Origin of the sequence: Streptomyces sp. 142MFCol3.1 (genome assembly GCF_000424945.1) — a bacterium.
GTDB classification, from domain to species: Bacteria; Actinomycetota; Actinomycetes; order Streptomycetales; family Streptomycetaceae; genus Streptomyces; species Streptomyces siamensis.
Genome location: NZ_AUKV01000005.1, coordinates 333,594 through 357,455, shown reverse-complemented (window position 1 = coordinate 357,455; position 23,862 = coordinate 333,594). Strand labels below are relative to the sequence as shown.

The following is a 23,862-nucleotide window of genomic DNA, read 5'->3' as shown; positions in this document are numbered from 1 at the left end:
CGGCCCTGAGCATGCCGTCGGTCTAGTCAGCCTGAACGGCGTCTGCGGCTCGTCGCGCCGTACCGGATTCTCGGCGTGTGTCTTCGTGACGTCCTTCTCTCTGCGTTCGGCCTGGCCCGTCAGCACCCCTGGCTCCTCGCGTCTGTCGGGTCTGCTGATCGACCCGGTCCAGCATGCACAGGTCTGTACCACCGAGGCCGAACAGCCCATGCCATGGGTCCCTGAAGTCCTTTTCGTCCCGCACGCACGCGGTCAGACTGACGACTAAGGACGACCACAAACGGCGGCGATCACCATGTCCCAAGTCACCACCACCGATCTCTACGAAGTGACCATGGCCATCTCCTACCTCAGGGAGAACATGCGGGCTCCGGCCACTTTCAGCCTCTTCGTCCGCGACCTCCCGCCCGGCCGGGGCTTCCTGGTCGCCGCGGGACTGGAGCCCGCCCTTGACTTCCTGGCCGACTACCGCGTGGAGCAGGAGGACCTCGAGGAATTCGCAGATGTCCTGCACCGCCCGGTCAGGGATCTCGAACCGCTCCGCGGCCTCGCGTTCGAAGGCGAGGTACGCGCCGTCCCGGAGGGGCGTGCGGTGTTCTCCGGCGAACCACTGCTCGAAGTGACCGCCCCACTTCCGCAGGCCCAGCTCGTCGAGACGTACCTGCTGAACCAGGTCTGCCACCAGACGGTAGTGGCATCCAAGGCAGCCCGCTGCGTCCTGGCGGCCGCCGGACGGCCCGTGGTCGACTTCTCGCTGCGCCGCACCCACGGCCCCTGGGCCGGTCTCCAGGCGGCCCGGCTGGGCGCCCTGGTGGGCTTCGCCGGCACCAGCAACGTCGCCGCTGCCGCCGGCCTGGGCATCCCGGCCTCGGGCACCATGGCTCACTCCTACATCGAGGCGTTCCCCAGCGAGGAAGAAGCGTTCCGGGCCTTCGCCCGCAGTCATCCCGGCCCGGTCACCTTCCTCGTCGACACCTACGACACCGAGGAGGGCGTGCGTATCGCGGCCGGAGTGCTGAAGGATCTGGGGCTCGGTCCCGGCTGCGCGATCCGGCTGGACAGCGGAGACCTGGACGCCCTCGCCCGCCGGGCACGCGCCGTTCTGGACGCCACAGGGCTGAACGATGTACGGATCGTGGCCAGCGGCGGACTCGACGAATACAGCGTCGACCGGCTCGTGCGCGCCGGTGCCCCGATCGACGTGTACGCCGTGGGAACACGTGTCGGAGTGGCCGCGGACGCCCCGTACCTGGATGCGGCGTACAAGCTCGTCGAGTACGCCGGCCGCGCAACGATGAAGCTGTCCTCCGCGAAGATCACGGCCCCGGGCCGTAAGCAGGTCTTCCGCCGCGCCCCGCAACCCGACGTCATCGCCCTGCGGCAGGAGGAACCGCCGGACTCGGCACATCCGCTGCTTCACACCCTGATGCGAGGCGGCCGCCGGACAGGGCCGCCGGACCGCTGGCAGAACGCCCGCGACCGGTTCTGCCAGGACATCGCCGACCTGCCCGACACGACACTTCGCATCGAAGACCCCGAACCGATCCGACCTGTCTGGTCCCGGGCCCTGGAGGAGCTGACGGCCGCGGTACGCGCGGACATCGAGGCACGGTTCCGCCCGGACCGTCTCGCCACTGCCTCCAGAACGGCTGTGCTGCCGGCGGACGCGTCAGAAGCGCCCTCGTGATGGGGCCGACCAGGACGGGCCCAGGACCAATGGCCCCTGGAACCTCGACCGCGCCAGGTCTTGCATGAGATCGGCGGCGCTGTACAGCGTCCCCCAGGGAGGAGGCGAGCGAGATGTCCGTTCCCGCACCGACAAAGAACAACGCCCGGACCGAACCGAGGACGGTACCCGAGGCGACCGGCGCCTCGATGCACGCCCGGGTGGGCGACGAAATCGTCGTCCGCGGCACCGCGGCCGGAGTCGTCGCACGGGACGGCGAGATCGTGGGGCTCCACCGCCCGGACGGCAGCCCGCCCTACGACGTCCGCTGGGCCGAGGACGGACGGGTGAGCCTGTATTTCCCCGGCCCCGACGCCTACATCAGACATCTGACGTCCGAGCCGCATCCGGCGAACTCTCCCGCGGACGCGTCCTCGACTCCCGGCGGCCCCACGGCTGACAACCCCCATCCCGCACCCCGATGAACGCCCGCCGACCGCTCTTCGGGTCCGTGGCCGACCGCCACACCTGTTACCCGGGAAGTGAACCTTCACCACGAAGTGATCGCCGGCCATGGACCCGCCGCTCAGCGGAGCAGCGGACGTAGCCGCACCGTATCGCCACCCCCGGGACGGGAGAACCGTGCCCGGCTGGAACTCGGCGGCGAGGAGTTGGTCGTATGGGCGAGGAGTTGGTCGTATGAAGGTCTCCGACGTCATGACCGCCCCACCTGTCTCGATCACGCCTCGGGCTTCCCTGCGCGAGGTGACCCGCCGGATGAACGAGTCCGCTGTGGGCTCCGTCCTCGTCGTCGAAGGCGGGGAGCTGCGCGGCATCGTCACCGATCGCGACCTCGCGATACGCGGCCTGGGCGCGGACCTTGGCCCGGAGACACCTGTGGATGCGGTGATGTCGGCCCAGGTGGTCACGGTCGACGTGGACGCCGACCTCCAGGCGGCCTACCGGACGTTTCGCCGCACGGGCATACGCCGTCTGCCGGTCCTCGACGGCGGCCGGGTGGTAGGGATGCTGACCATCGACGACCTGCTCCTGGACGTGTTCCGGCGGCTGGCCGACCTGCTCGGTCCGGTCGCCTGGAGTGTGCTCAAGGAGCCACCCGGGCCGCCCCCGGCAACGGGAGCTCGCGGTGGGTCCTGAACCGGCCGAGCGGAAACGGATCCCACGTCGATCGCCCGGGACAACCGCGCTGCTCGCCGACGACGATCCAGCGGTCTTCCATCGACCGGCCCGGCCGACAGACCGACGCCCGGCCCCTCTGCCGCGAGGCCCGGCCCCGCCGTCCGGACCCTCAGGGGGCTTGATGGCCGCGCACAGGGGCCGTTCGACCCAGTGCGTGCGGGACGGCACGGGCAGATGGTCGAAGGGGGGGTCGCGGGAAGGTGGCTGCCATGCGACGGGAGACGATCCGGAAAACCTCACCGCCGTGCGTCCAGCCGAATCTGGACGATTACGAGAAGGTACGTGCCTCATTCAGCTGGGCGAAGGCGCGCACCGCCCTGCTGGGACTGCCCGGTGGGCGGGGACTGAACATCGCATACGAAGCCGTGGACCGGCATGCGACGTCGGATCGCGCCGGGGCCGTCGCCTTGCGCTGCGTCGGGCGGGACGACTCACTGACCTGCGTGACGTACGAAGAGCTCGCCCGTACCACGGCACGATTCGCCAACGTGCTCCGGACACTCGGCATCGGTCACGGCGACCGGGTGGTGACGCTGCTGAGCCGATGCCCCGAGCTCTACACCGTGGTCCTCGGAACACTCAAGAACACCAGCGTCCTGTGCCCCCTGTTTTCCGCATTCGGACCGGACCCGGTCGCGCAGCGACTCACGCTGAGCGACGCGCAGGTACTGGTCACCACGGCTGACCTGTACCGCAGGAAGGTCGCTGCGCAACGAGAGAGCCTCGCCGCCCTGCGCCATGTCCTGATCGTCGGCGACGGTGCGGATGCTCTGCCCGGTACGGTTTCACTCGCCGCCCTGATGGCCGAGGCGTCCGACCGCTTCACCATTCCACCGACCTCGCCCCACGACATGGCTCTGCTGCACTTCACGAGCGGCACGACGGGCACCCCGAAGGGCGCCGTCCACGTGCACGAGGCGGCCGTCGCCCACTACGTGACCGCCCTGTACGCCCTGGATCTCCACGAGGGCGACGTGTTCTGGTGCACGGCCGATCCAGGCTGGGTCACCGGCATGTCCTACGGCATCGTCGCGCCGCTCATGCACGGGGTGACGGTCGTGGTGGACGAGGGTGACTACGACGCCCGCCGCTGGTATCGGATCCTCGCCGAGCAGCGGGTCAGTGTCTGGTACACGGCGCCGACGGCACTGCGGATGCTGATGCGGACGACGCCGCGCTCAGGTCCGTACGACCTGCCGCGCTCGTTCGACCTCGGCGCACTCCGGTTCATCGCTTCCGTCGGTGAGCCGCTCAATCCGGAGGCCGTGGTCTGGGGAAAGGACGTCCTCGGGCTGCCGGTGCACGACAACTGGTGGCAGACCGAGACCGGCGCCATCATGATCGCGAACTTCGCCGCCTGCGAGATCCGTCCTGGGTCGATGGGGCGTCCGCTCCCCGGCGTGGAGGCAGCGGTGTTGCAGCGCGGCGAAGACGGCCGGGCCATGACGACCGAGGGCCGCGTCACGGTTCTGGAGGAGCCCGGAGTGGAGGGTGAGTTGGCTCTCCGCGTCGGCTGGCCGTCCATGTTCCGCGGCTATCTGCACGACGAAGCGCGCACCGCGGCTGCCTTCGCGGAGGACTGGTACCTCACCGGCGACCTGGTACGACGCGACGCGGAAGGCTGGCACTGGTTCGTCGGGCGTGCCGACGACGTGATCAAGTCGGCCGGACACCTCATCGGACCGTTCGAGGTCGGGTGCGCTTTGATGGAACACCCGGCGGTCGCCGAGGCAGGGGTGATCGGCCGCCCCGATCCCGTCGCCGGGAACACGGTCAAGGCGTTCGTCACGCTACGGCCGGGTTTCGACGCAGGCATGCAGACCCGGCAGGAGCTGCTGGCCTTCGCGCGGCGCCGGCTCGGTCCAGCCGTGGCACCAAGAGAGATCGCCTTCGAACAGCATTTGCCCCACACTCGAAGTGGAAAGGTCATGCGCCGCCTGTTGCGAGCGCGTGAGCTGGGCCTGCCCGAGGGCGACATCTCCACCCTGGAGAAGGATCTGTCGTTCCGGGACCCGCCGGAGGCCTCCGCATGAGCACCACCCGCACCCCACGCACCCCCCGGCCTTCGGCCCGGTCGAACCATGAGGCCGCGCACCGTCTGGCTCTGCTGGAGTCGATGCTGCGCGTCCGCCGGTTCGAAGAACGCTGCGTCGAGCTGTACAGCGCGGCCCGCATCCGCGGTTTCATGCATCTCTACATCGGCGAGGAAGCCGTGGCCGTCGGCGTCAACGAGGCCCTCACGCCCGACGACGCCGTCGTGTCGACGTACCGCGAACACGGTCATGCGCTCGCTCGCGGGGTTCCGGCCGAGGCAGTCATGGCGGAGATGTTCGGCAAGGTCACCGGGTGCAGCCGTGGCCGTGGCGGCTCCATGCACCTCTTCGACGCGGGTCGCCGCTTCTACGGCGGCAACGCGATCGTGGGTGGAGGGCTGCCGCTCGCGGCCGGCCTGGCCCTCGCGGACCGTATGACCAGCCGCAATCGGATCACCTGCTGCTTCTTCGGCGATGGCGCCTTCGCCGAGGGCGAGTTCCACGAGACCGCCAATCTCGCGGCTCTGTGGAGGCTTCCGCTGTTGCTGGTCTGCGAGAACAACCTGTACGCCATGGGCACGGCCCTCGCCCGTCACCAGGCCCAGACCGACCTCGCGCTGCGTGCCGCCGCGTACGGCATGGTGTCCTGGGCTGTCGACGGCATGGACGTCTCCGCGGTGGAGGACGCCGCCCGGCGGGCGGCCGAAGGTGTGCGTGCCGGGAACGGACCGCACTTCTTGGAGATGCGCACCTACCGCTTCCGCGCCCACTCGATGTACGACTCCGACCGTTACCGCGACAAGGCCGAGATCGAACACTGGAAGGAGCGCGACCCGGTCGAAGGGCTCGCCCGACAGCTGCGGGAAGCCAAGGAGCTGACAGACAAAGCCCTCACCGCCCTGGAGAGCCGTTTGGCCGCCGAGATCGACGACGCCGTCGAGGCCGCCGAGCGGGCTCCCGAAGAGCCCGTCGAGGATCTTCTGAAGTACGTCACCAGTCCGGTGGAGGCGATCCGGCCATGACCACCACCCACACCCCCACCGCCGTGCCCGCCTCCTCCTCCGGTGAGAAGACCACCTACAGGGAGGCACTGCGCGAGGCCTTGCGCGAAGCCCTGCGGACCGACGACCGGGTGTTTCTGATGGGTGAAGACGTGGGCCGCTACGGCGGGTGTTTCGGCGTCAGCCTCGGGCTGCTGGAAGAGTTCGGGCCCGAAAGGATCCGCGACGCCCCGTTGTCGGAGTCCGCCTTCGTCGGCGCCGGCATCGGTGCGGCTCTGGCAGGCATGCGACCGATCGTCGAGATCATGACGGTCAACTTCAGCCTGCTGGCCATGGACCAGATCCTCAACAACGCGGCGACGTTGCTGCACATGTCGGGCGGCCAGCTGGCGGTCCCGATCGTCATCCGAATGACCACAGGCGCCGGACGGCAGCTGGCCGCGCAGCACTCGCACAGTCTGGAGGGCTGGTACGCGCACATCCCGGGCCTGCGCGTGCTCGCCCCTGCCACCATCACGGACGCCCGCCACATGCTCGCCCCGGCGCTGGCCGACCCCGACCCTGTGCTGATCTTCGAGCACGGCAGCCTGTACAACGCCTCCGGTGACCTGTCCCCCCACGCGGGCCCCGTCGACATCGACCACGCCGCCGTCCGCCGGACCGGTACGGACGTCTCGGTGATCACCTACGGCGGCTCGCTGCACAAGGCGCTGACCGCCGCCGAGGACCTGGCGAGGACGGGCATCGACGCGGAGGTCCTTGACCTGCGCACGCTGCGCCCCCTGGACGAGGCGACGGTCGGCGACTCGGTCGCGCGTACGCACCGCGCCGTCGTCGTCGACGAAGGGTGGCGCAGCGGCAGTCTCGCAGCGGAGATCTCCGCGCGCCTCGCCGAACGGCACTTCTACGACCTGGATGCCCCCGTGGAGCGGGTGTGCAGCGCCGAGGTTCCCATGCCCTACGCACGCCGACTTGAGGAAGCCGCGCTGCCGCAGCCTTCCGGAATCGTCGCTGCGGTACGCCGAGCGGTCGGCGATCCCCTGCCGAAGGGGGCGGACGCCGGGAGGTCGAGCTGAGATGGCCGAGTTCACCATGCCTTCGCTCGGCGCGGACATGGCTGAGGGCCTGCTGCAGGAATGGCTCGTGGGCCCCGGGGACCGGATACACAAGGGCGACGTCGTCGCCGTCGTGGAAACCGACAAGGCGGCCATCGAAGTCGAGTGCTTCGAGTCCGGCACCGTGGGAAAGCTGCTCGTCCAGCCCGGGACCAGGGTGCCGGTAGGGACGCCGCTGGCGGTGATCGAGGCTCAGGGCGCCCCCGACGCGGGAGCGAACACGCCCGGGCACGCCGAGGCCGAGCCGGGACCGGCTGTGCCGGGAGAACCAGCGACGCCTCGGCGAACGGCTCACCGCGGGCCGAGGTCTGCCCGGAAGCCTGTGGACACGCGATCCAGGGACGGGCGCGCCAGGCAATCTGTGCACACCTCGGACAGCCCCGCACAACGTCAACCGAGGCTGGAGGAGCCAGAGACCGTCACCTCGTCGACCGGCGCAGGACCGCTTGTGCGCCACCTGGCGCTACAGCGGGGTGTCGACCTGGCCGGTGTGCATGGCACCGGACGGGGCGGACGGATCACCCGGGCTGATGTGGAGCACGCCGCGCCCGCTGGGCCGAGGGTGCGGGCCACCCCGTACGCCCGGCGGCTCGCCCGGGAGCTGGGCATCGACCTGACGACGGTCCAGGGCGCCGGGGACGACGGAGCAGTGCGTGCGGCGGACGTACACGCGGCCGGACGTGCATCCGCCGAACGGCCCGAACGGAAGCCGGCTGGTGCGCGCCGACGGAACGAACAGCCGCACGGGCACGCTGCCGCGCCGACGGACAGCGCCGGGGAACACCGTACGGACGCGATGCGTCGTGCCATCGCCGACCTCGTGGTCCGCTCGAAGCGAGAGATCCCGCACTACTACCTGTCCACCACGATCGACTTCACGGCGGCAGAGGAGTGGCTGCGACAGTTCAACCGCGCCCGGACACCCACCGACCGCCTCGTGCCCGCCGCACTCCTGCTGAAGGCCGCCGCCACCGCGGCTCGCGAGGTACCGCGCCTCAACGGCTACTGGCAGAAGGACCAGTTCGTCCCGGGCTCCGCAGTCAACCTGGGGGTCGCGGTGTCGCTCCGGCAGGGCGGACTGCTCGCGCCGGTCATCCATGACGCGGACACACTGTCACCCGACGGCCTCATGGCCGACCTCAAGGACCTGGTCGAGCGCGCTCGCCGGGGCCGTCTGCGGGGCAGTGACGTCTCCGGCGCCACTCTGACCGTCACCAATCTGGGCGACCAAGGCGTGGAGACCGTGTTCGGTGTCATCCATCCGCCCCAGGTGGCCCTGGTCGGCTTCGGCGCGGTCGTCGAACGGCCTTGGGCCAGGAGCGGCATGCTCGGTGTCCGCCCGGTGGTGACCGCGACCTTGGCAGCCGACCACCGTGCCACCGACGGTGCCGTGGGGGCGCGCTACCTGACCGCGGTCGGCCGACTACTGCAGAAACCGGAGGAGTTGTGAAGCAGATGAAACCCCTGGACGAAGCAGGAGCCATGACGTTGGTCAAGGAGTCCATCACTTTGATCGTCCCCGACGCGGACTTCACACGGGTTGAACCTGACGACAAGTTCCGCGATGTGCTCGAACTCGATTCGCTCGACTTCCTGAGCCTCGTGGAACTGCTCTCCGAACGCACCGGAATCCGTATAGACGAAGACGACTACCCCGAACTGACCACGCTGTCCGACACCGTACGGTTCCTGGTCGGCAGGTCGAAGGACGGAACCGGTCTCACGACGTGACCCTGGCAGACCATCCGGCCTCCCCCGAGCGCACTGATGTTCTACTCCCCGATGACGTGAACCTGCCGCGTCTCCGGCGACGCCGCGCGTCCTCCGGGGCGCACACCGATCTCGCGCTTCTCGTCCGCGGCCGGCGGACCCCGGCAAGGTTCTGGGGCGAGCCGTCCGGACCCACGGTGACGACCCGTGCATGGCGGCGGCCTCCGTCTCGTAAGAAGCTGGACATGCCGGCGGACGAGCCCGCGCCAGTGGCTGGCCCGGGCATCGCCTCTCGGCGTGGTGCGCCCTCCCGTCCGGGGATCACCCCACTACCGCCAGGGGCGCATGTGGGCCTGCTGGGCCTGAGGAGGAGAGAAGACGGGCGTGTAATCCGACACGAGAGGAGACAACGGCGGTGACGATTCCCGTAGTGGTCGGCGTCGACGGATCCGAGGCGAGCCTGGAGGCGGTCGACTGGGCCGCCGCGGAGGCGGTCCTGCACAACGTGCCCCTTCACCTCCTGCACGCGGCCGCCGAGGGCCGCGAAGCGTCGGGCCTGATCGCCGCCGCATCGGAACGCGCCCGGCAGGACGCACCCACGGTGCGCCTGTCGAGCCAGGTGTCGCATGACGACGCGGCCTCCGCCCTCATCCACAGGGGCCGCAACGCCTTCGCGCTGGTGCTCGGGTCCAGGGGGCTGGGAGATCTCGCCGACATGCTCCTGGGCTCGGTCAGCCTCGCCGTCGCCGCCCGTGCCGACTGTCCGGTCGTCGTGATCCGCGGCGAAGCGGCCCGCAGGGATGCCCGGTTCGGAAGCATCGTCGTCGGCGTCGAGGACGACGAGAGCAGCGGCACGGCGCTGGAGTTCGCGTTCCACGAGGCCCAAGTGCGGCGCTGTCGGCTACTGGCGGTGCACGCCTGGAGTGCACCGCGCGGCGCGTGCACCACACCGGAGGCACCGACATGGCCCTTGGAGGCACACCTTCGCCCGCCCGCGCAGGTCCTCGACGACGCCCTGCGCGGCATCGCGGAACGGTACCCGGACGCGCTGGTCGAGCGGCGCCTGATCGAGGCACCGGCACGCCGGGCGTTACTGCAAGCAGCGTCGCAGGCGGACCTTCTGGTCGTCGGCGCCCGCCCGCGGCTGGTGCATCGAGGCCTGCAACTGGGCTTGATCAATCATGCGCTGCTGCATCACGCGCCGTGTCCCACTGCAGTCGTACCACACAGATGACCGCTACCGCCGACGGCAGAAGGACCTGCACCAGGTCGCCTCGCCCACGATGCCCGAAGGAGCAAGGCCGCCTCGGAGACGACATGGCAACTCGGCGGGACGGCCCACGCCCTGCTGCATCATGCACAGTGCCCGGTCGCCGTCGCCCCGCATCCGCTCTGACGGCCGGGCAGGCGTACCTGGGCCGGTCCCGATGGGAGACGAGGGCGTCGGATGCCTGACTGGACGTGGGAGTGGACGGGCTACGACCCCGCCGGCGAGCGGTTGCGCGAAGCACTGTGCACACTCGGAAACGGCTACTTCGCCACCCGAGGCGCGGTGCCCGAGTGCCGGGCCGGGCTGGTGCACTGTCCGGGTACCTATGTCGCCGGCTGTTACAACCGCCTGGAGTCAGTCGTCGGGGGACGACAGGTGGTGAACGAGGATCTGGTCAATCTCCCGAACTGGCTGCTTCTCCGGTTCCGTGTGCGCCGTGCCGGCCAGGCGTGGGGCCCATGGTTCTCCCCGGACCTGCACGCCCTCCAGGACCATCGGCACACCCTGGACCTGCGCCGCGCCACGCTCACCCGTTCCTTTCGTCACCACGACGACGCGGTGGGCGTGTTGTGCGTCGAGCAGACCCGCCTGGTGCACATGGCGGACCCTCACCTTGCTGCCCTGCGGACAGTCTTCACCGCCGAGGACTGGTCGGGAGAGATCGAGATCGAGTCCGGACTCGACGGTGAGGTCATCAACGGCAACGTGCACCGCTACCGCGCCCTCAACCGCCGTCATGTGACCGGTGTGCGCACCGGCTCTCAGGAGCCCCGCACGGTCTGGCTGAGCTGCCGGACCAGCACGTCGAACATCGCTGTCGCCATGGCCGCGCGAACGACGGTCGCAGCCGGCCGGGCCGCGGTCTCATCAGTGCTTCAACCGGGACGTCGCCGTGTCGTCCACCGCCTGGTCGCCCCGGTCACCCCCGGCCGGCCCGTCACCGTGGACAAGACCGTGGCGCTGCACACTTCACGTGACACCGCGATCAGTGACCCGCTCGGCGAGGCGGTCGAACGGGCCTCCACAGCCGCAGATTTCCCGGGTCTGCTGGACTCGCACGTCGCCGCGTGGGAGCGGCTGTGGCGGCACGCCGACATCCAAGTGCCCGGCGAGGCCGGTCGCATCCTGCGCTTCCACCTCTTCCACGTACTGCAGACAGTGTCACCGCACACCGCGGACCTGGACGTCGGCGTCCCGGCACGGGGACTGCACGGCGAGGCGTATCGCGGTCACATCTTCTGGGACGAACTATTCGTCCTGCCTTATCTCAACCTGCGTTTTCCGGAGGTGTCCCGCGGGCTGCTGAACTATCGCCACCGGCGCCTGCCACGGGCCTGTCAGGCAGCAGCCGCGGCGGGCCGGGCGGGGGCCATGTATCCCTGGCAGAGCGGCAGCAACGGCCGCGAGGAGTCTCAGGAGTGGCACCTCAACCCCCGTTCGGGGCGCTGGCTGCCCGACCACTCCCGGCTCCAGCACCACGTCGGCTCGGCGATCGCCTACAACGTGTGGCAGTACTGCGAGACCACCGGCGATACGGAGTACCTCCACACCAAGGGCGCCGAGATGCTGCTGCAGATCGCCCGCTTCTGGGCGGACCTGGCCGTCTTCGACCCTGGCCTGGAACGCTACCGGATACGCGGCGTCGTCGGCCCGGACGAGTACCACGACAGCTACCCGGGTGCCGCCGTGGCAGGGCTGGACGACAACGCGTACACCAATGTCACCGCTGCCTGGGTCCTCACCCGCACATTGGATCTTCTTCGCCGCCTTCCCGTGTGGCGACGGGAAGAACTCTTCGAACGGGTGAGGCTGGACAGCGGCGAACTTCCCACGTGGGAGGAGATCTCACGCCGGCTGCGAGTACCGTTCCACGAGGGAGTCATCAGCCAGTTCGAGGGCTACGGAGACCTCGCTGAGCTCAACTGGGACGCCTACCGCACGCGTTACGGCACCATCCGCCGACTGGACCGGATCCTCGAGGCCGAGGGCGACACGGTCAACCGCTACAAGGCGTCCAAACAAGCCGACGTCCTCATGCTCGGATACCTGTTCTCGCCCGCTGAGCTGAAGCAACTGTTCCAGCGCCTCGGATACGACCTGGACGACGAGGTCTGGCGCAGAACCGTCGACTACTACCTACAGCGCACCAGCCATGGCTCCACACTCAGTGGGCTCGTCCACGGCCTCGTTCTCGCCAGGGCCAGACGAGCCGAGGCCTGGCAGTACGTCCAGGAGGCCCTGGAGGCGGATATCGCCGACATCCAAGGCGGCACCACCGGCGAGGGCGTCCACCTCGGAGCCATGGCCGGCACGCTCGACCTGGTCCAGCGCGGACTGACAGGACTGGAGACGCGCGAGGACGCGTTGTGGCTGGATCCGGTGCCCCTTCCCGCCCTGTCCGAGTACGGGTTCGCGCTGCGCTACCGCGGTCACTGGGGCGTCGGCGTACGACGCATGAGCGAACAGTTGGAGATCTGCGTGCCCGACTCGGAAGAGTCACCGATTCGCGTGGTGCTGGCCGACCGTACGGTGACCATCGCACCTGGGGAGACCTGCCGGCTGATATTGCCGGAGGATTGATCACCGGCGCCACCCGCGGCGCCGCGATGCCTGAGCATGACGGCTATGGACGCCGTCGAAGCGAACCGTCACGCCCTCGCTCGGCGCTCCGGCCACCATCGTGTCTGCACGCGCATGACCACGTGCCCAAGTCCGGACAGGGCACAGGCGATCACCAGATCGCCGGGCGAAAGCGGTTCCGTGCCCAGCAGGTCCCGCAGGGCAGGCAGGTAGACACCAGCCGCCTGAAGTGCCAGAGCCGCGCCCACAGCGATCAGCAGGAACGGATTGGCCAGACTCCCTGGGCGGGCACGAGAACCGAGCGCCACGCCGAGCTGAGTCGCACCCAGAACCAGGAAGATCATCGACTGCCACGGGCGGCCGGTATCCAGCGCCCACACCCCGACCACCAGCGTCACCGTGGCCACGAAGGCCCCCATGAACAGGATCCGCGGCCACAGACCGGCGCCCAGCACACTCTCCTCGGGAGGCCGCGGCGAGCGACGCATCGTGTCCGGTGCGACGGGCTCCGCGCCGAGTGCCACGCCAGGCAGGCCGTGTGCGAGCAGATTGATCCAGAGAATCTGCGCCGGCAGCAGCGGCAGCGGCATCCCCAGGAAGGGGCCGACGAGCATGACCCAGATCTCGGCGGTGCCGCCTGCGAGTGCGTAGAGCAGAAAGCGGCGCACATTCGCATAGACCCTACGTCCCTCTTCCACGGCTGACACGATCGTGGCCGGGTTGTCGTCGGCAAGGACGAGATCGGCCGCCTGGCGGGCCACCTCAGTGCCGCGCCGCCCCATGGCGACACCGATGTCGGCGTGGCGCAGCGCCGGGCCGTCGTTGACGCCGTCCCCGGTCATCGCCACCACATGCCCGGCGCCACGCCACGCCTGGACGATGTCCAGCTTCTGCTCCGGGGTGGTTCGGGCATACACCCGCACGCCGGTCAGCTCGCCCGCCGTGTTCTCCCGGATCCTCTCCCCCGTGGTGACGTCCTCGTCCCGGGCAGCGATCCCCAGACGCCCGGCCACGGCACGCGCCGTCATGGGGTGATCGCCGGTGATCAGCACGGGGACGATCCCGGCCCGCTTGCAGGCGGCGATGGTCGCCTTCGACGCGCTGCGCAGCGGGTCCAGGATGCCGACAAGGCCCAGCAGCGACAGGCCCGACTCCCACGTTCCCCGCGGTTCCACCGCCTCGTCGTGGTCGGCCGAGGCAAGTGCGAGCACCCGGTACCCCTCGCGGGCCAGCACCGCTGCCTGAGCCACCGCACGGCGGACCAGGGCCGGCGGATCGGCCAGAATCTGCGGCCGGAGCAATGCTTCCGGGGCCCCTTTGCAGGCGACCCGCACTCCTCCCTCAGGACGGCGATGCACGGTCGTCATCAGCTTTCGGCCGCTGTCGAACGGAATCTCGGAGACCCGCGGCAGTTCGCGGTCCAGCGTTGTCCGGTCCAACCCGAGGCGGGCTCCGGCCACGAGAAGGGCGGCTTCCGTGGGGTCCCCCAGCGCGCGACACTCCTGAGAGCGGTCCGACGGAGGTTCCAACGCCGCGTCGTTGCACAGCATCGCAACACCGAGCAAGGCCGCCAGATCGGGCGCATCGCCTTTTGTGATCGTCTCGCCACCGCGGATCACACGGCCCTCGGGCTCATAGCCGGCACCCTGGACGACGGCCTCCCCGTACGGCGTCCACAGTCGTTCGGCCGCCATCCGGCCCGCGGTCAGGGTGCCGGTCTTGTCAGTGGCGATCACGGTCACGGAGCCCAGAGTCTCCACCGCCGGCAGCCTGCGAACAATGGCGTGCCGGTCCGCCATCCGCCGTGCCCCCAGTGCCAGAGCGAGCGTCACCACGGCAGGCAGTGACTCCGGCACGGCGGCGACGGCGAGGCTGATCGCCGCCACGATCATGAGCTCCACGGGCGCCCCACGCGCCAGCCCCAGAGCGAGGACCAGGGCACACAGCACCACGATGCCGACGGCCAGAACCCTGCCGAAGTTCGCCAGGCGACGCTGCAACGGTGTCATGCCCGGCGCCGAGCCCATAAGGGACGCGATCTGTCCGAGTGCGCTGTCCGCACCCGTGGCCGTGACCCCTATGCGCCCCCGCCCTCGGACGATCACCGTGCCCGCCGAAACCGTGGCATGCGACGGATCACGGTCGGGCGCCTTGTCCACGGGCACAGACTCACCTGTGAGCGAGGACTCGTCCGCCAGCAACATCGCTGCGGCCACTACGTCTCCGTCCGCCGGGACGATGTCGCCCTCGCCGACCAGGACCAGGTCACCGGGCACCACATCGGCGGCCCGAATCGAGCGTTCCTGCCCGTCCCGCACCACCCTGGCCGAGGGGGCACTCAGCTCGGACAGTGCCATGACCGCCTGTTCCGCCCTTACCTCCTGCACCACCCCGACCACGGTATTCACGGTGATCACGAGAAGGATCACAGCGGCATCGGAGAGATCACCGGTGGCGATCGTCAGAACCGCGGCCACCAACAGCACCAGGATCAGCGGATCGCGCAACTGCTGCACGACCCGTCGCCACACCGAGGCCCGCGGGGCCGGGGGAACCTCATTGCGCCCGTAGACCGTGAGGCGACGTGCCGCTTCGGCCGACGACAACCCGGCCGGAGATGGTGTCGCGTCCGGGAGTCCGCCCGTGTACGCATCAGGGCGTCCCCGGCCCCTCCGCTGCTCGCTCACGCGCCCGAAGGAGCTTGTCCGCTGTATGCCATCGCCACTCCCGTCGCGCACAGACCCGTGGGCAGGACCCATTCGCCAGGATGCCACCGCGACGGCCGACCGGCGGCGCTCGGACGCCAACACGGTCAAGGACGGCACGCACGACCGCGCTCGACGACAGACCGCTTCACTCGCCCCTTCTCTCAAGGCAGTTGGCGAGTGAGCGAACCGCCCGGTCTCAGTCTCGCTGCGGCACGACGGCCACCGGGCACGCGGCGTGATGCAGCAGGGCATGGGCGACCCCGCCGAGTTGGAGACCGAGGTGATCGTGCTTCCGCACCGCACCCACGACGACCACGTCGGCGTCGGACGAGGCGTCCAGGAGCACCTTGTGAGCGGGGCCCTCGATCGTGCGGCGCTCCACATCGACCTGAGGATGCTCCTCCACGGCGTCACGCAATGCTTCGCCGAGGAGCGTGGAGGCCCGTTCCTCGTGGGCGTGCGCACCGTCGTCCACGATCAGGGGACTGTCCGCGTGTTCGTGGGCGGGGCGGCGCCAGGCCCGTACGGCGTGCAGGACGCAGCCGCGCGCTTCAGCCTCACGGAAGGCGAACCGGACGGCGGCCGAGCCCTCCGTGGAGTCGCCGACACCCACCACCACCCGCCCGAAGGAGCCCTGCCGATTCTGCTCCCCGCCACGGACGACGATGACCGGGCACACCGCACGCGCGGCCACTTTGAGGCTGACGGAGCCCAGCAGGAGCCCGGCGACCTCGCCGCGCCCGCGCGAGCCCGTGACCAGAGCGAAGGATTCATGGGCCGCGTGCAACAGCGCGCTCACAGCATCCTCGGGAAGCGTCTCGCCGGACACCTTCACCCCTGGGTTGCGCAGCGCGGCACGTTCTGTGCCGGACGCGATGATGTGCTCGGCCATGACCTCTTCGGCCGGACGGTCGGTACGGAAGGACGGGCGGCTTCCCTCGTACCGCTCCCACAGCGAGGCATAGACGAGTCGCAGTCGCAGACCGCAGCGCGCCGCCTCGTCCACCGCCCAGTCCACGGCCTGAAGGCTGGATTCAGATCCGTCGACACCCACGACCAGCGGGAGCTCCATGGTCTGTACCGCCCTTCTCCCCGAACCTACGAGAACCCTCTGGAAACACCGTCCCATCGCCCCGGATCCATCGCGACATGTGGACGGATCCTCAGAAGAAGGTCCCGGCCCAGGTTGCGCGGTGCCCGTTCACGACGATCGTGGAGTCATGCGGCCCGAACGCCGCACCGGGTGCCGGCGGGCAACGGCACCGACTGGGCTGGGTCCGAAGGTCCTGCCGGCGACATCCGGCTCAAGGGGGTCCCGGCGAAACGTCGCGGGCGTCCGAATACTGCTCGCCCGGAAGGCCGGGAATTCCGCTTGCGCCCCGACGCACCGCGGGAACGCGCTTTGCCGCAGGGTGCTCAACGGCCCGTCCGGGGGGCCGAGACCGCTCGCAGCTGTTCGCCCCGGAAGGGAGAGACGTCATGCACCACCGTACGGTCGGAGACCTCATGACCCGGGATGTCGTGCGAGCACGGCGTGACATGCCGTTCAAGGAGATCGTGAGGCTGCTCGCGGAGAACCATGTGACGGCCGTACCCGTGGTCGACGAACTCGACCGCCCCATCGGCCTGGTGTCCGAAGCCGACCTGCTGCGCAAGTCCTCCGACCAGACCGATCTGTCCGGCCTGACACCGATTCCGCATCCCGAGGCCTGGGAACGCGCCAAGGCCGAAGGCGCCAGGGCCGAGGAAGTGATGTCGGCTCCCTGCGTGTGCGCCCGTCCGGAATGGACCGTCGTCGAGGCGGCTCGCCTGATGGCGGTGCACGACGTCAAGCGACTGCCGGTCGTGGACGAGGCGGACCACTTGCAGGGGATCGTCAGCCGAGGCGATCTGCTCAGGATCTTCCTGCGCGGTGACGACGCGATTCATGACGAGATCACCGAGGACGTCCTACGCACAACGCTGGGTCCCGCTGCCGCGGATGTCACGGCCGAGGTTCTGGAAGGGCAGGTGAGACTCGGAGGATCCGTCGAGACGAAGACCCTCATCCCGGTGATCGAGCGGCTGTGCCAGAGTGTTGACGGCGTAGTCTCCGTCTCCCAGCACATCGTTTCGCGGTCAGAGGACTCCCCGGGTTCCGCCGCCGGCCGGTGAAGGCTTCGCAGGATCCCGGCTCGGAGCCCGAAGCCGACCGTACGTCGTCCCCGACCGCCTCCGCCGGGGTCTCAGCGCCCACGCGACGACACGCCGTTCCGACCTGGGGGAGGCACGGCCGGCGCCGGACCTCACGGTCGAGGGATGCGGCGTCGTGAGGGCGGTCCCCCGTTGCGGCCACGCCTCTCACCGAGGCGGCGAGTGTGACCGAACGCGTTCGGCGGTGGGCCCCGAAACAGGGACGACCGGCCCCTGGCGTGCACTCGTGGTGCGGCGCTGTTATGAAGAAAGTCCGACCCGAGATTCATAACCCCCGGCACTCAGGTATGCCATGAATGACCGACCGTGCCCAACGGCACGACCACGTCACTCGATCGCGGCGGGTGCGTCGCCGCGGCTCGAACCCGTCCTGCTGACCGTCACCGCGGCCGCCCTGATCGCCGGTGGCATCGCCTGGCTCATGGGAGCCGGCAACCTGGCCGACCTCTTCTGGGGGCTGGGAACCCTCTTTGCCCTCGTCCCCGCGGTGGGATGGGTGGTAGTCGCGCTACGGCACGGACGGACAGGTGTGGACGGCATCGCCGTACTCGCGCTCGGTGGCACCCTTGCCGTCCACGAGTACCTGGCCGGTGCCCTGATCGCACTGATGCTGGCCACCGGCCGTGCCCTGGAGGCGGCAGCCCAGAGGCGCGCCTCGCACGACCTGCGTAGCTTGCTGGCACACGCACCACGCTCCGCACGCCGCCGCACTCACGGCCAGGTGACCACGGTGCCGCTGTCGGAGGTCGCCGCCGGTGACCTGCTCGTCGTCGGCCCCGGCGAGGTGGTCCCCGTCGACGGCCGCGTGGAGAACACCCCCGCGGTCCTCGACGAGTCGGTGCTCACCGGGGAGCCCCTGCAGGTCGAACGGGCAGGCGGGGAGACCGTGCGCAGCGGCGCGGTCAACGCCGGAGGCGCTTTTGAGCTGCGTGCTACGGCCACCGAGCAGGACAGCACGTACGCCGGGATCGTGCGGCTGGCCCAGCAGGCCGGCGCCGAGTCCGCGCCGGTCGTGCGGCTGGCGGACCGGTACGCGGCCTGGTTCCTGCCGCTGTCCCTGGCGGTGGCGGGACTGTCGTGGCTGATCAGCGGCTCGGCCGTACGAGCGGTAGCCGTCCTGGTGGTCGCCACCCCGTGCCCGCTGCTGCTGGCGGCCCCGGTCGCCATCGTCTCCGGTCTCTCCCGCGCTTCCCGCCTCGGAGTCGTCATCCGTGACGGCGGCGCCTTGGAGAATCTGGGCCGCGCCCGCACCCTCCTGCTCGACAAGACCGGCACCCTCACCCGAGGTCGGCCCCGCGTTCTCGACGTCGTCGCCGCCCCCGACGTCAAGCCTACGGAAGTCCTGCGCCTGGCGGCCTCCCTCGACCAGTACTCGCCCCACGTACTTGCCCAGGCCATCGTCGACGCCGCCCTGGCTCGCAAGCTGGAGTTGTCGATCCCCTCCGACGTCGCCGAGGAGCCGGGCCGGGGCACCACAGGCAACGCCGATGGGCACCAGCTCGCCGTCGGCCGTATCGGCGCTGACGTTGACCGGCCGGCCTGGGCCCGGGCGGTCGACAAGCGCGCCCTTCTCGACGGCGCGGCCGTCGCCTGGCTGACCCTCGACGGACACCTGGCCGGCGCCATCCTGCTGCGTGACCCGCTGCGTCCGGACGCACCGCGCACCCTGCGCCACCTGCGGGGGGCGGGCTTCGCACGGCTGCTCATGCTCACGGGTGACCGAACCGCCCCTGCCCGTGAAGTCGCCACCGTCCTCGGTCTGGACGACGTACGCGCCGAACTCTCACCCGCCGACAAGGTCGCCGCCGTACGGGCCGAATGCGAGCACGCGGTCACGGTGATGGTGGGCGACGGTGTCAACGACGCCCCCGCCCTCGCCGCTGCCGACATCGGCGTCGCCATCATGAGCGCACGCGGGTCCACCGCGTCCTCCGAAGCCGCCGACATCATCCTGACCACCGATCGCGTCGACCGCCTCGCCGACGCCGTCGCCATCGCCCAACGAGCACGGCACATCGCCGTCCAGAGCGCCCTCGGCGGCATGCTGATGTCTCTGGCGGCCATGGCCGCGGCCGCGGCCGGCCTGCTTCCGCCCGCCGCCGGCGCGCTGCTCCAGGAGGGCATCGACGTCGCTGTCATCCTCAACGCCCTGCGCGCCCTGCGAGTCGGCCAGGCCGCGCGGCCGGCCCTCGCTCCCACTGCCGAAGCCCTCATACACCGTTTCGCCGCCGAACACGAAAAGCTTCAGGACGTCCTCGAATCCGTCCGCGACACCGCCGACCGCCTCTCCGACCCCCCTGGCCCCGAAGACCTGAAAGCCGTCGAGGAGACCCACCGGCTGCTCATCGAACGGCTCCTCCCGCACGAGTACGCCGAGGAGCACGAGCTGTACCCAGCCCTCGCGCCGACGCTCGGCGGCCCGGAGGCCACCGCCACCATGAGCCGTGCCCACACCGAAATAGAACGTCTCTCCCGCCGCATCGCGACCCACCTGCAACTTGCCCACGAAAGCGGGGGCCTGCCCGCCGAGCAACTCGACGACCTGCGCTCCTGTCTCTACGGCCTGAACACGGTCCTGCGCCTGCACTTCACCCAGGAGGAGGAGAACTACTTCTCCCTCGCTCCCTGAACGACTGCATCATCGCGATCCTTGTCCCGCGCCGGTTCCCTGAGGAAGGCGAGAGCGGCGTCGCGGCGGCGCACGGCCTCCTCGGCGACCGGCTGGAGCGCGTCGAGTCGGGCCAGGGTCACCATCGTCCGCGGATCGAAGGCCCGTCCGGCGGTGCGGTCGCCGTCGGCGCGAACGACATCGGCGGGGGCCTCGCGAACCTGGGTGGCCGGCCCGGCGCCGGACGCCGGAAGCGGGTCCACCACAGGCCGGCGGGCAACACGGGTGCCGAGTGGCCCACGAGCGAGGCCGAAGGGCCCTTGGTGTCCCCGCCCGGCCAAGGCCCACCATGAAGCGAGAGGGTGCTGTTCGAGACCTCGTAGAAGGAGGTGGGCCCTGATGTACTGGAACGGCGGCTGGGCCTGGATGGCATTCATGCCCGTGTTGTGGATCGCACTGATCGCCCTCGCCGTCTGGGCCGTGATTCGCCTGACGCACGGCGCGTCCGACAGAACTGCAGGTCGCACCGGCGGCTGGGCAGACAGCAAGCCCCGGGAAACCCCGGAGGAGATCCTCGACCGACGCTATGCCTCGGGAGAAATCGACACGGACACCTACACCGAAGCGCGCGAGCACCTCTCCGCCCACCGGCCGAGGCCACGGTGACCGGACTTCGCCGGCGCTGCCGCTGGCTTTGTTCGCCACGGTCGCCACGTTGATCGCCGGCACTGGGCCACAGACGGTGGCGCGCCGGGCAGCAGCAGTCGCCGGCGCCCGGCCACGGCCGGGGCCTTCGGCCCGTGTGGGCGGGGCACTCGACCGGAGAACGGACTCGTCAGGACACGGCGCACGGAGAGCGTGCTCAGTCGTGAGGAACCACGGCGACCGGGCAGCGCCCATGATGGACGGCGGCCTGCGCCACCGGACCGAGATGGGGCGCCAGACCGGCACGGCGCCGATGTCGGCCCACGACCAGCAGTGAGGCGCCCTCAGCAGCTTCTACCACGGCCTCGGCGGGGTTTTGGAGACGGAAGCTGTCGGCCACTTCCACCCGCGGGTACTTCTCCCGCCACGGGTGCAGCGCTTTGCTCAACTGCTCGTGCACGTCCCGGGCCGTCTCCTCGCTGAATCCGTGATCCACTCCCCAGGGCGTGCGGGCGCGAAGCGGCACGCTGCGGCCGTGGACGACGAGGACGGGCACGTCCCTGGCCGCAGCGGTATGAAAGGCGAAATCGAGCAGGTCGTCCGAAGATCCGTGCAGCTTCAAGGCCACAACGACACGGCTCGCGGCCGTGCCTGATCTCCCCTGGTCCCCGTCCCGGAGTTCGGCGCGCACCAGCACCACGGGCCGCTGGGCCCGGGCCACGACGGGCATGCTGACGTCCCCGAGGAAGTAGCTCTCGACGGACTGGAGTCCCACGGAGCCCAGGACGACCATCTCCGACTCGGATGCCGCTTGGAGCAGGGCGTGCTGGGCATCGTCGGCGACCAGGTCTATGCCGACGGCCAGGTGCGGGTGGCGTGTCCGAAGTTCTGCCTGCACTGCTTCGACAAGCAGCTTCGCCCAGTAGTTCTGATCGACTTCTGGGGGGAGACAAGCCGGTTCCGGGGCAAGCGTCGGCCACGCGTGCAGCAGGCGGAGACTGAGCTTTCGCCACTCGGCCTCGTCGGCGGCCCAGCGTGCGGCGGCCAGACTCGCGGCCGAGCCGTCGAGGCCCACGGTGACGACTGGTTGCATGGCGGCGGTCTCCGTCTCGTAAGAAGCTGGAGGGGACGGCGAACGACTCCGATCGCGTGGACGGTCCTCAGGCCGCCTGCATACGGGGAGCGACGAGTTTCTCCCCTTCGAGGATCTCCCGTTCCTCGCCACGGCGCATGTGGACCCCAGGGGCGGAGGCGAAAGCGGGGCGTGTGGCAGGAGAGAGACACGCGCGGTGACGATTCCCCTGCCGTGGGGGCGAGTTCGGTTGCCGGGCCCTGAGGGCGGTGATCTACTCGAATGAGCGGGTCCGGCCGTATGGAGCAACCGGCCCGACAGCCGACGAGGCAACGGGAACGGTGCAGCCCGTCGGCCCCCGAAAAGGGGAGCCGGGATCGCTTGACGACGGCCGTCTGCCGTGCGGCCGAGGATCTGGGTCTCCGTGCTGGAAAGGAACGCCGTAATGGCCTCTGCAGCCACCAACAACCGTCCCGGGCAGCGTCTGCATCATCAAGTCACCGGTGTGGCGTCGACGATCGGTAAAGCCGCAGTGGCGACAGGCAAGGTCACCGCGGACGCCGTGCGCCACCCGGGAGCAGCAGCCGAGCGCGTCCGAAAGACATCGCAGGCACTGCCCTCGATGTGGCAGTCGGTCAAGCCGATGCTGACCGGCCACGTGACCGACTGGCGCCGGGAGTACGCCTACACGCTCGGAGAGCAGGCCTTCGTCTACGGATTCCCCTACATCTACAACGCCGGGCTCCGCCACCGGTGGGTGACCCAGGAGCCCGACACCGACGCGACGCCGTACGCCCCCGTCAACCACTTCTGGCACGCCCGGAAGCTCTTCGACGCCTCCGACCGGCAAGGTCTGTGCCCCAACAACGACACGCTGTACTCGTTCGCCTGGGTGAACCTGAGCGAGGAACCCGTCGTCCTCTCGCACCCGGACATGGGGAATCGGTACTTCACCTTCGAACTGGTCGGCATCACCTCCGACAACTACGACTACGTGGGCGGGCGCGCCACCGGCCCGAACGCCGGTGATTTCGCCCTCCTCGGGCCTGGATGGAGCGGAGAGCTCCCCGAAGGGGTGCGTCGTACGGCGACCGCACCCAGCCCCTGGATCCTCATCGTCGGCCGGACCCTCATCGAAGGCGAGCAGGACCTCTCCAGCGTTCATGCACTTCAGGATCAGTACCGATTGGTCCCCCTCCACCTGTTCGGCACCACGGGAGCGCAAGTGCCGGCGCGGCGTGACGTGCTGGAACCGATCGACGCGGCACAAGACCGTCTCGGGCCGTGGAAGACCCTGAACGCCATGCTGGCCGAGAATCCGCCACCACCGCACCACGAGGTCCTGCTCAAGCAGTTCGCGGAGATAGGCATCGGACCCGGGATCGATGTCGAAGCCCAGCCCGAATCCGTCAAGCAGAGCCTGATCCGGGCCGCGGCCACCGGGGCGGCCATGCTCGAACAGCAACTGCTCAGTGGCGAATGGGCCCATCTCGTCAACGGCTGGCGCTACCCACCACCGCAAATGGGACGGTTCGGGGACGATTTCCTGCGGCGGGCCGCGGAGCAGTCCCTGGTCGGTGTCGCCGCCAACGATCCCGAGGAAGCCGTCTACCTGGCCGCCTTCCACGACTCGGACGGCGCCACGTTGTCCACGGGCCGCTACGAACTGAGCTTCGGGCAGAACGCTCTCCCTCCGGTCGACGCGTTCTGGTCCCTCACCGTCTACGGCGAGGACAGGAACCTGGTCGCCAACCCGATCGACCGATACTCCATCGGCGACCGCACCCCCGGACTGGTCACCGACGCGGAGGGAAAGCTGACCATCCGCCTGCAGCCTGACTCCCCGGGATCTGCCGAGGAGCCCAACTGGCTCCCCACACCGGCGCAGGTCACATGGTTCGTGGCACTGCGCATGTACCTGCCACGAGACGAAGTCATCGACGCACGCTGGGAGTGCCCTCCGATCGACCGCGTCGCCTGACGACACTGCGGAGCGTGCACGGCGCCGTCGAGACCGACGTGCGCCGTGCGGGGGCATGACCCCAGGAGCGGGTGCAGGTC

Annotated in this window: 18 protein-coding genes and 1 pseudogene; 15 read left to right on the top strand and 4 right to left on the bottom strand. The window is 69.8% G+C overall.

Going from position 1 to position 23,862, the window contains the following annotated elements; translation table 11 throughout:
* Positions 1–295: 295 nt before the first annotated feature.
* The 11 genes and pseudogenes from H305_RS45240 to H305_RS0109720 all read left to right on the top strand — a co-directional run bounded on the left by H305_RS45240 (position 296) and on the right by H305_RS0109720 (position 12,575).
* Positions 296–1,687, top strand: a complete 1,392-nt coding sequence (locus tag H305_RS45240) for a nicotinate phosphoribosyltransferase (RefSeq protein ID WP_051370483.1) — start codon at positions 296–298, stop codon at positions 1,685–1,687.
* A 113-nt stretch (positions 1,688–1,800) separates the two neighbouring features.
* Positions 1,801–2,151, top strand: coding sequence for a DUF1918 domain-containing protein (locus H305_RS45235; RefSeq protein ID WP_078628959.1), 351 nt, complete (start codon positions 1,801–1,803; stop codon positions 2,149–2,151).
* 214 nt (positions 2,152–2,365) lie between these two features.
* On the top strand, positions 2,366–2,824 hold the full coding sequence (locus tag H305_RS0109755; RefSeq protein ID WP_028800222.1) for a CBS domain-containing protein: 459 nt from the start codon (positions 2,366–2,368) through the stop codon (positions 2,822–2,824).
* Between the two features lie 251 nt (positions 2,825–3,075).
* Positions 3,076–4,899 carry an acetate--CoA ligase gene (gene acsA / locus H305_RS45230; protein WP_037763093.1) on the top strand — a complete coding sequence of 608 codons (1,824 nt, stop codon included), beginning with the start codon at positions 3,076–3,078 and terminating at the stop codon, positions 4,897–4,899.
* A complete protein-coding gene (gene pdhA, locus H305_RS0109745) occupies positions 4,896–5,921 on the top strand; it encodes a pyruvate dehydrogenase (acetyl-transferring) E1 component subunit alpha (RefSeq protein ID WP_199791368.1) in 1,026 nt (341 codons plus the stop codon). Before acsA ends, pdhA begins: the two co-directional genes overlap by 4 nt.
* A complete protein-coding gene (locus H305_RS0109740) occupies positions 5,918–6,976 on the top strand; it encodes an alpha-ketoacid dehydrogenase subunit beta (protein ID WP_028800220.1) in 1,059 nt (352 codons plus the stop codon). Before pdhA ends, H305_RS0109740 begins: the two co-directional genes overlap by 4 nt.
* 1 nt (position 6,977) lies before the next feature.
* A pseudogene (locus H305_RS54635) lies at positions 6,978–7,541 on the top strand (biotin/lipoyl-containing protein); the annotation flags it as partial.
* 36 nt (positions 7,542–7,577) lie between these two features.
* Positions 7,578–8,465, top strand: coding sequence for a dihydrolipoamide acetyltransferase family protein (locus H305_RS54630; protein WP_234020715.1), 888 nt, complete (start codon positions 7,578–7,580; stop codon positions 8,463–8,465).
* A gap of 5 nt (positions 8,466–8,470) precedes the next feature.
* A complete protein-coding gene (locus H305_RS0109730) occupies positions 8,471–8,746 on the top strand; it encodes an acyl carrier protein (RefSeq protein WP_037763286.1) in 276 nt (91 codons plus the stop codon).
* Between the two features lie 394 nt (positions 8,747–9,140).
* Positions 9,141–9,959, top strand: coding sequence for a universal stress protein (locus H305_RS0109725; RefSeq protein ID WP_028800217.1), 819 nt, complete (start codon positions 9,141–9,143; stop codon positions 9,957–9,959).
* 213 nt (positions 9,960–10,172) lie between these two features.
* On the top strand, positions 10,173–12,575 hold the full coding sequence (locus H305_RS0109720; protein WP_028800216.1) for a glycoside hydrolase family 65 protein: 2,403 nt from the start codon (positions 10,173–10,175) through the stop codon (positions 12,573–12,575).
* Positions 12,576–12,643: 68 nt separating this feature from the next.
* Here H305_RS0109720 and H305_RS0109715 read toward each other — a convergent pair whose 3' ends face one another.
* Positions 12,644–15,262 carry a cation-translocating P-type ATPase gene (locus H305_RS0109715; RefSeq protein ID WP_028800215.1) on the bottom strand — a complete coding sequence of 873 codons (2,619 nt, stop codon included), beginning with the start codon at positions 15,260–15,262 and terminating at the stop codon, positions 12,644–12,646.
* Between the two features lie 217 nt (positions 15,263–15,479).
* Complete coding sequence (locus tag H305_RS0109710; RefSeq protein ID WP_028800214.1) at positions 15,480–16,355, bottom strand: universal stress protein; 876 nt, start codon at positions 16,353–16,355, stop codon at positions 15,480–15,482.
* A gap of 407 nt (positions 16,356–16,762) precedes the next feature.
* Here H305_RS0109710 and H305_RS0109705 point away from each other — a divergent pair, with 407 nt between their 5' ends.
* A complete protein-coding gene (locus tag H305_RS0109705; RefSeq protein ID WP_028800213.1) occupies positions 16,763–17,437 on the top strand; it encodes a CBS domain-containing protein in 675 nt (224 codons plus the stop codon).
* A gap of 331 nt (positions 17,438–17,768) precedes the next feature.
* Complete coding sequence (locus tag H305_RS0109700) at positions 17,769–20,105, top strand: heavy metal translocating P-type ATPase (protein ID WP_028800212.1); 2,337 nt, start codon at positions 17,769–17,771, stop codon at positions 20,103–20,105.
* Here the strand turns inward: H305_RS0109700 and H305_RS45225 are convergent.
* Positions 20,084–20,350: a hypothetical protein gene (locus H305_RS45225; protein ID WP_028800211.1), complete on the bottom strand. Its 267-nt coding sequence runs from the start codon at positions 20,348–20,350 to the stop codon at positions 20,084–20,086. The two genes, H305_RS0109700 and H305_RS45225, sit on opposite strands and share 22 nt — an antisense overlap.
* 133 nt (positions 20,351–20,483) lie before the next feature.
* Here H305_RS45225 and H305_RS0109690 point away from each other — a divergent pair, with 133 nt between their 5' ends.
* Complete coding sequence (locus H305_RS0109690; RefSeq protein WP_028800210.1) at positions 20,484–20,750, top strand: SHOCT domain-containing protein; 267 nt, start codon at positions 20,484–20,486, stop codon at positions 20,748–20,750.
* A 196-nt stretch (positions 20,751–20,946) separates the two neighbouring features.
* On the opposite strand, the gene H305_RS0109685 is transcribed toward H305_RS0109690, so the two are convergent.
* Entirely contained in the window at positions 20,947–21,822 is an 876-nt protein-coding gene (locus H305_RS0109685) for a universal stress protein (RefSeq protein WP_028800209.1), read from the bottom strand.
* A gap of 424 nt (positions 21,823–22,246) precedes the next feature.
* On the opposite strand from H305_RS0109685, the gene H305_RS45220 reads away from it, so the two are divergent.
* On the top strand, positions 22,247–23,782 hold the full coding sequence (locus tag H305_RS45220) for a DUF1254 domain-containing protein (RefSeq protein ID WP_078628956.1): 1,536 nt from the start codon (positions 22,247–22,249) through the stop codon (positions 23,780–23,782).
* Positions 23,783–23,862 lie beyond the last annotated feature (80 nt).

Excerpts from the sequence above, each read along its gene's own strand:
- H305_RS45240 (WP_051370483.1), top strand. The coding sequence starts at position 296 with ATGTCCCAAGTCACCACCACCGATCTCTACGAAGTGACCATGGCCATC.
- H305_RS45235 (WP_078628959.1), top strand. The coding sequence starts at position 1,801 with ATGTCCGTTCCCGCACCGACAAAGAACAACGCCCGGACCGAACCGAGG.
- H305_RS0109755 (WP_028800222.1), top strand. The coding sequence starts at position 2,366 with ATGAAGGTCTCCGACGTCATGACCGCCCCACCTGTCTCGATCACGCCT.
- acsA (WP_037763093.1), top strand. The coding sequence starts at position 3,076 with ATGCGACGGGAGACGATCCGGAAAACCTCACCGCCGTGCGTCCAGCCG.
- pdhA (WP_199791368.1), top strand. The coding sequence starts at position 4,896 with ATGAGCACCACCCGCACCCCACGCACCCCCCGGCCTTCGGCCCGGTCG.
- H305_RS0109740 (WP_028800220.1), top strand. The coding sequence starts at position 5,918 with ATGACCACCACCCACACCCCCACCGCCGTGCCCGCCTCCTCCTCCGGT.
- H305_RS0109730 (WP_037763286.1), top strand. The coding sequence starts at position 8,471 with ATGAAACCCCTGGACGAAGCAGGAGCCATGACGTTGGTCAAGGAGTCC.
- H305_RS0109720 (WP_028800216.1), top strand. The coding sequence starts at position 10,173 with ATGCCTGACTGGACGTGGGAGTGGACGGGCTACGACCCCGCCGGCGAG.
- H305_RS0109710 (WP_028800214.1), bottom strand. The coding sequence starts at position 16,355 with ATGGAGCTCCCGCTGGTCGTGGGTGTCGACGGATCTGAATCCAGCCTT.
- H305_RS0109705 (WP_028800213.1), top strand. The coding sequence starts at position 16,763 with ATGCACCACCGTACGGTCGGAGACCTCATGACCCGGGATGTCGTGCGA.
- H305_RS0109700 (WP_028800212.1), top strand. The coding sequence starts at position 17,769 with ATGAATGACCGACCGTGCCCAACGGCACGACCACGTCACTCGATCGCG.
- H305_RS0109690 (WP_028800210.1), top strand. The coding sequence starts at position 20,484 with ATGTACTGGAACGGCGGCTGGGCCTGGATGGCATTCATGCCCGTGTTG.
- H305_RS0109685 (WP_028800209.1), bottom strand. The coding sequence starts at position 21,822 with ATGCAACCAGTCGTCACCGTGGGCCTCGACGGCTCGGCCGCGAGTCTG.
- H305_RS45220 (WP_078628956.1), top strand. The coding sequence starts at position 22,247 with ATGGCCTCTGCAGCCACCAACAACCGTCCCGGGCAGCGTCTGCATCAT.